Source organism: Nitrosomonas mobilis, from assembly GCF_900103035.1.
GTDB lineage: Bacteria > Pseudomonadota > Gammaproteobacteria > Burkholderiales > Nitrosomonadaceae > Nitrosomonas > Nitrosomonas mobilis.
The window spans coordinates 1-12286 of the sequence record NZ_FMWO01000077.1; the positions used below are offsets into that span (position 1 = coordinate 1).

The 12286-nt window shown below is 49.4% G+C and carries 11 protein-coding genes and 2 pseudogenes; 9 read left to right on the forward strand and 4 right to left on the reverse strand.

Features of this window, described 5'->3' with window-relative positions; translation table 11 throughout:
• Positions 1-860 (reverse strand): IS1595 family transposase (locus NSMM_RS12425; RefSeq protein ID WP_090283480.1); only part of this gene is annotated, 860 nt, incomplete at its 3' end.
• A 148-nt stretch (positions 861-1008) separates the two neighbouring features.
• Here NSMM_RS12425 and NSMM_RS17155 point away from each other — a divergent pair.
• Positions 1009-1122, forward strand: a pseudogene (locus NSMM_RS17155) (winged helix-turn-helix domain-containing protein); the annotation flags it as partial.
• Between the two features lie 359 nt (positions 1123-1481).
• The gene (locus NSMM_RS12440) at positions 1482-2462 is read left to right on the forward strand and encodes a calcium/sodium antiporter (RefSeq protein ID WP_218121117.1); all 981 of its coding nucleotides are present in this window, start codon (positions 1482-1484) and stop codon (positions 2460-2462) included.
• Positions 2463-2743: 281 nt separating this feature from the next.
• On the opposite strand, the gene NSMM_RS12445 is transcribed toward NSMM_RS12440, so the two are convergent.
• Entirely contained in the window at positions 2744-2920 is a 177-nt protein-coding gene (locus NSMM_RS12445) for a transposase (protein ID WP_425412378.1), read from the reverse strand.
• A 257-nt stretch (positions 2921-3177) separates the two neighbouring features.
• Between NSMM_RS12445 and NSMM_RS17160 the strand changes: the two genes are divergently transcribed.
• Positions 3178-3705, forward strand: a complete 528-nt coding sequence (locus tag NSMM_RS17160; protein ID WP_090287913.1) for a DUF6444 domain-containing protein — start codon at positions 3178-3180, stop codon at positions 3703-3705.
• A gap of 92 nt (positions 3706-3797) precedes the next feature.
• Positions 3798-5477, forward strand: a complete 1680-nt coding sequence (locus tag NSMM_RS12455) for a YeiH family protein (protein WP_090287915.1) — start codon at positions 3798-3800, stop codon at positions 5475-5477.
• A 311-nt stretch (positions 5478-5788) separates the two neighbouring features.
• Here the strand turns inward: NSMM_RS12455 and hpnA are convergent, their stop codons facing one another.
• The gene (gene hpnA / locus NSMM_RS12460) at positions 5789-6772 is read right to left on the reverse strand and encodes a hopanoid-associated sugar epimerase (RefSeq protein WP_090287917.1); all 984 of its coding nucleotides are present in this window, start codon (positions 6770-6772) and stop codon (positions 5789-5791) included.
• A gap of 250 nt (positions 6773-7022) precedes the next feature.
• Complete coding sequence (locus NSMM_RS12465) at positions 7023-8090, reverse strand: AI-2E family transporter (protein ID WP_090287920.1); 1068 nt, start codon at positions 8088-8090, stop codon at positions 7023-7025.
• A 60-nt stretch (positions 8091-8150) separates the two neighbouring features.
• On the opposite strand from NSMM_RS12465, the gene purM reads away from it, so the two are divergent.
• The 5 genes and pseudogenes from purM to NSMM_RS15770 form a co-directional block, all read left to right on the forward strand.
• On the forward strand, positions 8151-9209 hold the full coding sequence (gene purM / locus NSMM_RS12470) for a phosphoribosylformylglycinamidine cyclo-ligase (protein WP_090287922.1): 1059 nt from the start codon (positions 8151-8153) through the stop codon (positions 9207-9209).
• A 13-nt stretch (positions 9210-9222) separates the two neighbouring features.
• A complete protein-coding gene (gene purN / locus NSMM_RS12475; protein WP_090287924.1) occupies positions 9223-9864 on the forward strand; it encodes a phosphoribosylglycinamide formyltransferase in 642 nt (213 codons plus the stop codon).
• A 4-nt stretch (positions 9865-9868) separates the two neighbouring features.
• Positions 9869-10612, forward strand: a complete 744-nt coding sequence (locus NSMM_RS12480; RefSeq protein ID WP_090287926.1) for a DUF3108 domain-containing protein — start codon at positions 9869-9871, stop codon at positions 10610-10612.
• Positions 10596-11864: an RsmB/NOP family class I SAM-dependent RNA methyltransferase gene (locus tag NSMM_RS12485; protein ID WP_090287928.1), complete on the forward strand. Its 1269-nt coding sequence runs from the start codon at positions 10596-10598 to the stop codon at positions 11862-11864. Before NSMM_RS12480 ends, NSMM_RS12485 begins: the two co-directional genes overlap by 17 nt.
• Before the next feature lie 57 nt (positions 11865-11921).
• A pseudogene (locus NSMM_RS15770) lies at positions 11922-12051 on the forward strand (IS1595 family transposase); the annotation flags it as partial.
• Positions 12052-12286 lie beyond the last annotated feature (235 nt).

The window sequence follows — 12286 nt, forward strand, 5'->3', positions numbered from 1 at the left end:
AAATCAAAACGGCGATTGAAGCGATAGGAGAATTCTGCAAGATAGCGCTGTGCATACTTGGCGTGATTGAATGCATGGTAGGTTCCGCTGAAGGCAGTCTTGAGATTGCCAAGAAGCGTATTGACCCAGCGAAACTCGGCACGCTGCACAGCAGATTTGCCACTTCCCACAATATGGCGCTCATGCTGCGCGGCTGTATGCGTAACCGCCCCGAAACACCCCAAACCATCAGATACGACTCGTGCAGTAGATGACAGACATTCAGCCGACCACTGTTTGAGCGCTTCATATGTAAAACCCGCTACGGGGGTCAAGCGTATATAAAGTGGCTTCCCCTCGCTGTTTGTTTGTATTGCCGCTACAAATGGCGTCTTACTTGCCGCGCCCCGCCCGCGCTTTCCCGGCCTTTCACCTCCCAGATAAGCATCGTCAACCTCCACGCGTCCATCCAGACGGCGTTGCTCTTCGCGCAGCAGCATGGTCTGTAACAGCTTATGCTTGATCGACCATGCCGTTTTGTAACTTACCCCCAGCTGACGTTTGAGTTCCAATGCACTGACCGCATTCTTGCTTTGCGTCATCAAGTAAATGGCCAGAAACCAGGTTCTTAGCGGTAATTTAGTATTTTCAAACACGGTGCCGACAATTGAAGAACATTGGTAGCCACAATCCAGGCATTCCCATAGCTTGCGGCCGTTATGGGTACAGGAATATCGCTCCCCATCGCAGCGCAGGCATCTCCAGCCATGTGGCCACCTCGCAGCAAACAATGCTGCTTCACATTGTGCTTCCGTGCCATATTGATGCAGAAATTCATGCAGTGACAGGCCTGCCTGAAACTGAATTTTATTCATCGCCATTGCCATCCTCCTCTGATTTTGCTACGTTTCTTCGCAATTTGTAGATTTTACAAGATTTCTGAGAGAAGTAACTAATCAGGAAAATCTTTATCTCATTGTCAAAGAAATCGCGCATTACGTCGAGCAGACGTGACAAGTAGCTAGCAGTGAAAGCGGCATGACCCAATTATTACATCGACTGGGCCATGTTTACAAAAAACCCAAGTTGATTCCAGGCAAAGCCAACGCTATGCGACAAAAGAAATTTATTGAGCGCTATTAGCGATTCTTCAAAAAAGAAATTTTGTATGGCAGATACTACGGAACCTCTGCCATGTTCAAGTGAGCTTGCGATGATTTCTTTGCTGCTTCCGAGCAGTTACGAGGATACACTACGTTCATTGTTGACCTATAGTTTTCAGATTATCGATTATGCTCGAGCACCAAAATTTGAAACTCAGATTTCTAAGCAAGACCAAGCAAAAATAAAAAATGTTTGACTTAGATGCGCTCCCAACAAATATAGTTATATTTGCTACTATTGGTTGGGCATAAAAACTGCTCTTACAGCCCCCTGTTAAGCTAATTGGCTCCTGTAAGACATACTACATATCAGTTTCATTTTTACTGGAGAAATCCCGAATGTCGATCATGCTGTATTCCATTCTCGCTATGCTCTTTGGTTTTGCCTTACTGGTATGGGGGGCAGACCGGTTTGTGCTGGGGGCATCGGCGCTGGCGCGTAATCTGGGAATCAGCCCGTTGATTATCGGTTTGACGATTGTTGGTTTTGGCACTTCTGCGCCAGAGTTATTGGTCTCAGCCATAGCTGCCTGGGAAGGTAACCCGGCGATGGGAATAGGCAATGTGCTGGGTTCCAATATTACCAATATCGGGTTGATACTGGGCTTAACCGCATTGATTGCACCGATGACCGTTCATTCCGTTACTCTCAAGCGGGAATTTCCCGTATTACTGCTGATCATGATGCTAGCATTACTCCTGATGCTGGATGGAGAGCTGGGTCAGCTCGATGGCGGTATTCTGTTAGCTGGTACAGTGCTGTTGATGGCATGGATGGTGCGCCTGGGTTTGAATGATCGCAATGGGGATCCCATGACCAGCGAATTCGCCGAGGAAATTCCGGCACAATTTCCAACAGGCAAAGCAGTCATGTGGCTAGTGCTGGGTGGAATTACCCTGCTGCTCAGCTCCCGCATGCTGGTGTGGGGAGCGATCAATATTGCCGAGTGGTTTGGTGTCAGTGACCTGATAATTGGCCTGACCATTATCGCCATCGGCACCAGTCTGCCGGAACTGGCGGCTTCCATCGTCAGCGCGCTGAAGGGCGAACATGATATTGCCATTGGCAATGTACTCGGCTCAAATATGTTTAATCTGCTGGCAGTTCTGGCCATGCCGGGATTAATTCAACCCTCCAGCCCGCCTGCTGACGTGCTGCTGCGTGACTTTCCAGTGATGTTTGGTCTGACGATCGTTCTGCTGGCAATGAGCTATGGGTGGCGTGGAGCCGGGCACATTAATCGTATTGAAGGCAGTATCCTGCTATGTGCTTACCTGGGTTATCTCGGCTGGTTATACCATGACAGCGTAACGGTTTGATGGAAAATTCCGGCAAATCAAATCTTGACTACCGGAGAAAACGCAGATTACGAATCGCGGTCACAGCTTGGCAATGTCGCAACCGATTGCCAAGCTTCTTCATATTCAACTCGTGCGCCCCACAATAGACAACCTGCGACAAACCATTTGCCTGCCAGTCACAGATATGCTTTTGTTGATCATCTTTTATCGCCGCTGATTGTCTTCTTTTAACGTGTAATTTACCAATCAAATCATTCCAATCAATTGCACCGGATGTCAACTTCAGGTAAGGAAATCCTTCAACCAGATAGCTCGATGTTCGTCCCTTTGTCCGTCGACATGGTCTCGCTCGGTGCCATCTCCGGGGGACAACTTACCAGTATATGCGCATAATCCTTACTCACTACACCCTGTACCATTCTGATTTCAAATGCGTCACACTCTGACGAACCAACCTCTCGAACGCGTTCCGCCACCCCTCCTGCGCAGCATGTTCTCGCAGTTAAAGCCGGTAGTTTTAGTCTTGTAAATGGGCAATAAATATGCATCAAGTGCTTCTGGTAGCCTCTGTAGGGCAGATTTGAGAGACCGTTTCGTATCTTCACACAACAGAATCGTGATTGACATATACAAAAATATATTGTTACATATCAAACTTAATGTGTTGCTGGAATTATCATGACTATTCAGCATAGACTTGCAGAGCAGTCAGTTATTTATCATACTACGAGTCATGCACAAACTCGAACTTCCTGACCTCACGACACTGACCTCAGATCAAAAAGATGATTTGACCCGCCTGTTATTCGGACAAGTTCGGATTTTGACTGCGCGAGTACCTAAATTGGAAACTCGATTATCCAAGGACAGTCACAATTCGAGTAAGTCACCGCCCTCCGATGGGCTGAATAAGACACGCTCACTGCGTCGCTCCTCGGGTGCCAAGCCTGGTGGTCAGGCTGGGCACAAAGGAACGACTCTCAAGCGTGTGCGGGAACCAAGCGAAGTGCTGTGCTTTGTGACTGACCTTCGTGCTCCTTACACAAATAATCTGGATGAATGTACGATTCGAATGCCTAAAGTAAAACAAAAAATCTCCGGCTGCTTCCGCACCCTCAATGGGGCGGAGAACTTCTGCATCATCCGTTCTTATCTCGATACAGGCATAAGCAGGGCCACAACACATTTGAATTGCTGCACCGCACCTTCATGGGCAATCCACTTCAGCCTGCCTCATGCTAAGCTGTCACAAATTATCTGAATCTGACAAAGTATAGAACTAAATGGGGTAGAGCGTAATTACGCTATCAAGCGCAGCATCGTGTTTAGATCTATTTTGTAGTACCGAAAAACATGAATAAACCTCACCTACAACCCTTCTACAAAACAGAGGATTTCTGGGCGATTGTGCTGGGCACATTTCTGCTGTTACTGGCTCTTGCGCTCTATTTCTCACTTGTCACTAGCGATGCCAAGCAGAAAATTGCCGGGTTTTCTACGATAATCGAGCAGGAATCTGTCAAACCAATTAAAACAGTCGTTTGGCATGAAGCCACTGCCGGGCTGGCACAAGTAAAACTCTCGCAGCAGCCGCTTGGGCATTTTCTGAAAACACTGACTGCCTTGCCAAACAAATGGCTGAGTGATCCACTCGAGGCGATTTATAAGCCCGCCAAGGAGGAAGGCGGTTTGCCCACAGCCTCTGATGCAGTCAAACTTGCTCGCGCGCAGGCACTGCGCGCTGAGCAAGCTGCGCAGGCCGCTAATTTTGCGCAGCTTGCACTCAATCTGGGCGCGCAAACTGCAATTGATGCCTGGCAGCAGCAATTAACTGCATTTGAAAAAAATAGAGCAAAACTGAAAGCAGGTGGATTCTCATTACCACACAGCCTGTTGCTGATTACAATCCTCACGATACTGTTTGCTATTGGCGCCAAGGTGCAGGGAATTGCTTTTCTGGGGTTTGCCAAAGGGTTTGCTCTTATTGCGATGATTGCGCTTGTTTCATTGATATTGGCCGCCCAAATTGATTTTAAGAATTATGGAATTGAGTATGCTATCTGGGCGATTGTGCTGGGTATGGTGATTAGCAATACCATTGGCACACCAGCTTGGGCGACGGGCGCCCTACAAACGGAATTTTTCATCAAAACCGGGTTGGTACTAATGGGCGCGGAGCTGATGATTGGCAAAATCCTCGCGATTGGCTTACCGGGTATATTTGTCGCCTGGGTGGTGACGCCGATCGTGCTGGTAGCGACTTACTGGTTTGGCCAGACAATACTGAAGATTACGTCTAAATCGCTCAATATCACTATTAGTGCAGATATGAGTGTATGCGGCGTGTCTGCCGCGATTGCTACTGCTGCGGCGAGTAAAGCTACACGCGAGGAACTGACAGTTGCTATCGGGTTGAGTATGATATTTACCGCAGTCATGATGGTATTGCTACCAATGTTCATCAAATTTGTCGGGATGCCGGAGGTATTAGGCGGTGCGTGGATCGGTGGCACCATCGATAGTTCGGGTGCAGTAGTGGCGGCGGGTGCTGCGCTCGGCGATCGTGCCATGTATGTCGCGGCCACAATCAAAATGATTCAGAATATATTAATTGGTGTAATTGCATTCGCGGTCGCTATTTATTTTGCTACCCGAGTGGAGAAACAGGCTGGCAGACCACGCATTGGGGTCGGCGAAATATGGCATCGTTTCCCCAAATTTATTCTTGGGTTCATCGGTGCAAGTCTGTTGTTTTCTCTACTTTATGCCACACTGGATAAACCAGTTGTCAATCTGGTACTGGAAAATGGTGTGCTGAATGATTTCACCAAAAACCTGCGGACCTGGTTTTTTTGCCTGGCCTTTGCCAGTATTGGGTTATCCACTAACTTCAAAACACTAAAACATCATTTTGTCGGTGGTAAGCCACTGATTTTGTATATTTGCGGACAGTCGCTGAATCTTTTGTTGACGCTGGGAATGGCATATCTGATGTTCTATAAGATATTTCCAGAAATTACGGCAACGATTTGAGCCGCCACTCAATCAGACAAGTCTGATTTTATTGAACTTACTAATTTTTCGCTAACTGTACGCACCAGTTTTTTCGACGGTAATAGTTTCTGGTTTTGCGGTCTTTGTGTACTAACTTATCGTCCCATTCCGCGAATGCATCGGCAAGATGCATTCGTGAACGTAACGCATTGGTGCATGGCGCCTGCCTGCGACAAACTGCTCACCTGTCAATCGTTGATATGTTTTCTCTGATGATCTTGCGATGCCATCGGCGAAGTGCAGCCCCTTGAGAAAAAATATAACAGTTTCCATGAACCGGGTAGTCGCTGTTATACGTACCCGTGAGCCTTGAACCAACGCACGGCCTTCTCCAACGCCACTTCAGGAGGATGTTGTGGCAGGCCAAGTTCCCGGATGGCCTTGCTGCAATCGTAGTGCATCTTGTACTTCGCCATCTTCACTCCTTCCAGAGGAATGCGCGGCGACATACCGGTCAAATTGGCAATCCAGTGATTAAGATAGGCGAAGGGAAGCACTACGCCTCTCGGTAATTTTAGAGCCGGGGCTTTGACGCCAGTTAATGTGCCAAGAATCTCAAACACTTCGCAAAGCAACAGGTTCTTGGAGCCAAGGATATACCGTTCTCCCTGGCGGCCTTTCTCCATTGCCAGCAGATGGCCGGTGGCCACGTCATCCACGTCGATAATGTTTATGCCAGTCTCGATATAGGCTGGCATCCGACCTTTCATGAAGTCCACAACGATCTGACCGGTTGGAGTCGGCTTCACGTCGCGTTCGCCAACCGGCGCGCTGGGATTGACGATAACAACGGACAATCCCTCCTTGGCTAGCTTATGCACCTCCTGCTCGGCGAGATACTTAGACCGTTTATAGTGGCCGGCCATCTGCTCGAGCGACACGAGTGTCTCCTCCGTTCCAAGTCCTCCGCCAGGTGGCAAGCCGATCGTGCCGATGGTACTGCAGTAGACCGTGCGGTCAACGCCGACATCGCGAGCGGCTTCCAACAGATTTCGAGTGCCGGTGACGTTAATGTCGTAGAAGATTGATGGATCTTTCGCCCACAGCGCATAGTGAGCGGCGACGTGGTAGAGGTGGCGACAGCCAGTGAGGGCTCTCCGAAGGGAGACGGGATCGCGCAGATCTCCCGAAACGCGTTCAACAGGGAGACCGTCAAGATTCTGGAGGTCGGAATTCGGCCGCACCAATACACGGACATCAATACCGGTTTGCACGAGGGCCCGCACTACTGCCGCTCCGACGAACCCGGTGGCACCTGTCACGAGGGTAATCATGAGCTAAGAGTGCTGATGACAAGCGACAAGCGGTTGATGGCGCGGACGATACAGTCGTCGGCCAGTTTCTTGGTCTCATCCACACCGTAGAATGTCGGGCGGGCGTTCTTCCCGCGCTCGACGTTAGGATTTTTACCAAGCTCTTCGCATGCACCTGTCACGTTCGAGGGTGTCCTGGATTTTGTGTAAATGGTGGTTGATAGTGCTGAGGCATTCTATCCTCAAATTGCATAGCCTGGTCCCCTTTCTACTAACCATCATCTGACTGCATGGCCTCTAAATATTGGCTGTGCAGGTGCCTTAACCAGACCAGTAGCACAGCGCTCATCGGAAGGGCAAGCAGAATACCAATGAAGCCAAACAGCTGGCCAAACGCCAATAATGCAAAAATGACTGCTACCGGGTGCAGACCGATGCGCTCACCGACAAGCCGCGGGGTGATCAGCATGCTTTCCACTATTTGTCCTGAGCCCAGCACCAGCCAGACTGCCAGCACACCACTCCATTCCTGCAACTGAGTGATAGCGGCCAGTGTTGCCAGGATCAGGCCGACAATCATACCGAGATACGGAACGAATACCAGCACACCGGCGATCAGACCAATCGGCAGAGCGAATTCCAGCCCAACCAGCCATAAGCCGGTAATGAAATAACCGCTCATGATGATGATCACGGCAATCTGGCCGCGCATGAATTCGGCAAGCACACGATCTGTTTCCCGAGCCAGCACCAAAACCTGTTCCTGCCAAGGTGGCGGTATCAGTCCCTTAAGCTTTTCGCTCAATACATTCCAGTCACGCAGTAAATAGAACAGAACAACCGGCAGCAACAGGGCACTCATGATGAATTCCAGAATCACCAGTCCGCCAGTTTTCAGGTCGGGCAGCACTCTGGCAGCTATCCCGCCTGCACTTTTCCAGTGATCAATAATAATTTGCTTGAGCAGAGCGATATCGATCTGTAGCTCAATATTGAACCGTGCTTCCAGCCAGGGAATTACACGGGTTTTAAACAGGTCGAGCAAGAAAGGGAGCCGCTCGATCAGCCTGGATATTTCCTTTTCAAACAGCGGCACCATGATCAACACCATTGCTGACAACACACTGATTGCAAGTAGCATAACGAGCACCGTGCTCAAGGTTCTCGGGATTTTATGGAATGCAAGCCAGGTCACCAGTGGATTACAGATATAGGCTATGGCTGCGGCAAGTAAAAAAGGCGTCAGGATCGGGTTGAGCAAATAAATCAAACCGCCACACAATCCGATAAATGCAACCCACCAAAAAAAACGGGAATCCCCGGCATGTCTACTGTTCATTTACGGTAAAATTCACCCTGAAAAAGTACCACTCTAACCTCAACCCTGCGAGAACTCAACTTGACTGCATCCAGAACCAGCCATCCGGATACAAATGGCGTTACTTACCAGTCATCCGGCGTGGATATCGATGCTGGCAATCGTCTGGTAGAAAAAATCAAACCTTTTGTGCGCCGCACACTGCGCCCTGAAGTACTGGGAGGTATTGGTGGATTTGGTGCACTGTTTGAGCTACCCACCGGATACCGGCAGCCGGTGCTGGTCTCGGGTACAGATGGCGTTGGCACCAAGCTGAAACTCGCCTTCCAGGCTGCGCGTCACTCAACTATCGGCATTGATCTGGTTGCAATGAGTGTCAATGATATTCTGGTGCAAGGAGCAGAACCGTTATTTTTTCTGGACTATTATGCGTGTGGCAAGCTGGACGTAGACATTGCCGCCGAAGTTATTCAGGGAATTGCCAGTGGTTGCGAGCAGGCTGGTTGTGCACTGATTGGCGGCGAAACGGCAGAGATGCCCGGCATGTATGCAATGGGTGAGTATGATCTGGCTGGTTTCGCAGTGGGCGTGGTGGAAAAAGATCGCATCATAAATGGCAGCACCATCGAGAAGGACGATGTTCTGCTGGGCATTGCTTCCAGCGGACCGCACGCCAACGGATTCTCACTGATCAGAAAAATTATTTCGCAAAATGAAACTGTACTGGATAGCATGGTTGCCGGTGGCAAGCTGATTGATGTCTTGCTCGCTCCGACACGCATTTATGCCAAACCTATCATGTCACTGATCCGGGCATTACCGGTCAAAGGGCTGGCACATATCACCGGTGGCGGTCTGTCGGAAAATATCCCGCGCGTTTTACCGGTTGACACGCTTGCACGGATTGACCTTGCAAGCTGGGTACGTCCACCGTTATTTATCTGGTTACAGCAACAGGGCAATGTCAGTGAACAGGAAATGCTTCGGGTATTCAACTGTGGCATTGGTATGGTGGTTATACTCTCTGTCAAACATGCCCAGGAGGCACTCGATATTTTGAGCGCAGCCGGTGAAGCTGCCTGGCAGATTGGCACAGTTCGTAGCCGTGAGGCAGACGCACCCCCGATTGAATTTGTCTGACAGCAGTGGAATAGTGAAATCTCTGGTCATTCTGATTTCAGGCAGGGGCAGCAACATGCAAGCTTTGCTGAAAACCTCGTTACTCGTCCACACCATTGCCGTAATCAGCAATAACCCAGCAGCGGCAGGATTGGCATATGCCCGGTCACGCGGTATCCCCACCCATGTAGTCAACCATCGAGATTTTTCGAGCCGGAAGGCGTTCGATCTTGCGCTGGCAGAACAAATTGATCGTTACCAGCCTGATCTGGTTGCTCTCGCGGGTTTCATGCGTATTTTGTCAGATCAATTCGTGCATCATTATCACGGCAGGCTGATCAATATCCACCCTTCCCTGTTGCCTGCTTTCCCTGGACTGGATACCCATGAACGCGCGTTGCGTGAAGGAATTCGAATCCACGGTTGTACAGTTCATTTTGTTACACCACAGCTCGATCATGGCCCAGTCATCATTCAGGCGGCCGTACCTGTACTCCATCGCGACACTGTGCAAACGCTGGCTGAAAGGGTGCTACGCCAGGAACATATGATTTATCCTCAAGCGGTGCGCTGGTTTCTGCAGGATCGTTTGCAGCTCATCAATGGCCGTGTCATAGTCAGAACGATTGAATGCGAATCCCAGGAAGTGCTATTCTCACCTTATATCGAGCAATAAGTCCATGAAATTATTACCACTGATTCTGCTGTTCTGGCTGGCTGATATAGCCCACGGAGCAGATCTGCCGACTCAATTTGAACTGGAATACACGCTCAAGGGAACCATCGGGCGCGGCAAAGCCAGTCAGACTTTTTCCATTGATCAGCGACAAGACGTCCGTCACTATCAGATAAAGAGTGAAATCAGGGCAAGCGGACTGCTCAGTCTGGTCAAATCCGGCAGCATTGTGTTGCAAAGTACCGGAATCATTCATCAGGAAAACCTCCAACCTGTTCTTTTTACTGATCAGCGGGGAAGCAAACCGGTGCGTGAGGTCGCGTTCGACTGGCAACAACAGCGCATTGTCTATCGGCGCAAAGGCAAGGAAATGATCGAACGCTTGCCGAATAACACTCAGGATAGGCTGAGTTTCATGTATCACTTCATGTTTTCCGGTGTCCCGCAGACGGCATTCTCCATTCATGAAACAGATCATCGCCGCCTGCAATCTGCCCGTTATGCAGTCAGTGAGGAAATTCTTGCCACTCCCATAGGTAAATTCGCGTCAATCGTACTGACCAGACAACCCACGCCAGATGACCCTCGTCCTAAAAAACTTTGGCTTGCAAAAGACTATTTTCTATTGCCACTACGGATTATTTATATGGAAAACAGTGGCATTGAAGTTGACCAATTGATTTCTTCTATCCGATACAATCCGGATGGCCACATGCAACGATTGGTGACCCATGCCGCTGACCGCTGAGCAACTCAGTCTGCTGATTGCAGGTACGCGCAAGGTATTGCCGCTGCAGGCACCAGCTGATGTCTTGCTTAGCCAGTATTTTCGGGATCACCCACAACTGGGACAAAATGACCGTGCCGCTATAGCGGAAACCGTATTTGGAATTCTGCGCCACCGTTTTTTCCTGGAAAGTCAGTTCGAGAAAGCGACTGCACGCGAAATGGTCATTGCTTATCTGACAAGGTTTCAGGGTATAAATTTGCGCGAGATACAACCCCTCATCCGTGAGGTGGAAGCGAAATGGATCCCCCGCATCAAAGCCACGCCACTCGCTACACTGCCCTTATCTATACAGGCAGAATTACCACCATGGCTGGTCGAGAAGCTGCAAGCCTTCATGCGAGATGATGACATTCTGAGTCTGGGAAAAATTTTACAACAGCCCGCACCTCTGGATATTCGGGTAAACACAATTCTGGCGAAACGCGAAACCGTACTGACCGAATTGGCGCAAGCAGGAATTGATGCCCACCCAACCCCTTATTCCCCTGTTGGCATTCGTTTGCCTGGCAAACCCACAATCAACCGTCACCCTTTGTTCCTGGAAGGCAAAATTGAGGTGCAAGATGAGGGCAGCCAGTTGCTGGGTTACCTGCTTGCACCCAAGCGGGGCGAGATGGTGGTTGATTTTTGTGCAGGCGCAGGTGGAAAAACCCTGTTGCTCGGCGCATTAATGCACTCTCATGGCCGCCTTTATGCTTTTGATGTTTCGGAAAAACGCCTCGGAAATTTCAAACCACGCTTGAAACGCTCCGGCTTATCGAACGTTTATCCACAACGAATCGACAGTGAACGCGACATGAAACTTAAACGCTTGGCTGGAAAAATCGACCGCGTGCTGGTTGATGTCCCCTGCAGTGGGCTAGGTACGTTACGCCGTAATCCCGATTTGAAATGGCGACAAACACTTAGCAGCATCAACGAACTTAAAATCAAGCAAGAATCTATTCTTAACGCTGCTGCCAAGTTACTTAAACGCGGTGGACGACTGGTTTACGCGACTTGCAGTTTACTGCCAGAGGAGAATCAGCAGATTATTGAACAGTTTCTCGCAACACATTCCGACTTTATACTACTAGATTGCGGTCAGTTATTCGCCCAACAGCAAATCCACCTAACCAGCGTGGGAGTATTTCTGCAGCTATCCCCCCTTCATCACCATACCGATGGCTTCTTTGCCGCAGTGATTGAGCGCGCACCAGATCAAAATTAAGTGCCTAAAAAACTAAGCCTATAGTTAAATGCAGAAAATACATTTTTGCCCAATAGACTGCAAGGAATCATCGAAGCGGATGAAACTTTCTTTCCTCTTTCCTGCAAAGATCAACTCACTTGGATTGCCCACCACGCAAACGTGGCACAGGCACCTGTCTTTGCCTGTGCTGGTAATACGTGACAAAACCGACTCAAACAGTAGATGAGAAGGCTTCATGGAGTCGCAACCAAGTACCTGGAAAATTATCTGGGCTAGCGTAGATGGTTGGAACGCCGGGGCGAGCACAACTAACCCCAGATTTTCCATTAGAACTTTCTAAGGGGAGAAGACGGGCTTAAATTTCACGGGCAAATCAAAGGACTTGGACTTGTCCCAGAGCCCTTCAAACCACTCACGATGTTGCATAGCAACGGCCATAT

Excerpts from the sequence above, each read along its gene's own strand:
- NSMM_RS12440 (WP_218121117.1), top strand. The coding sequence starts at position 1,482 with ATGTCGATCATGCTGTATTCCATTCTCGCTATGCTCTTTGGTTTTGCC.
- NSMM_RS17160 (WP_090287913.1), top strand. The coding sequence starts at position 3,178 with ATGCACAAACTCGAACTTCCTGACCTCACGACACTGACCTCAGATCAA.
- NSMM_RS12455 (WP_090287915.1), top strand. The coding sequence starts at position 3,798 with ATGAATAAACCTCACCTACAACCCTTCTACAAAACAGAGGATTTCTGG.
- hpnA (WP_090287917.1), bottom strand. The coding sequence starts at position 6,772 with ATGATTACCCTCGTGACAGGTGCCACCGGGTTCGTCGGAGCGGCAGTA.
- NSMM_RS12465 (WP_090287920.1), bottom strand. The coding sequence starts at position 8,090 with ATGAACAGTAGACATGCCGGGGATTCCCGTTTTTTTTGGTGGGTTGCA.
- NSMM_RS12480 (WP_090287926.1), top strand. The coding sequence starts at position 9,869 with ATGAAATTATTACCACTGATTCTGCTGTTCTGGCTGGCTGATATAGCC.
- NSMM_RS12485 (WP_090287928.1), top strand. The coding sequence starts at position 10,596 with ATGCCGCTGACCGCTGAGCAACTCAGTCTGCTGATTGCAGGTACGCGC.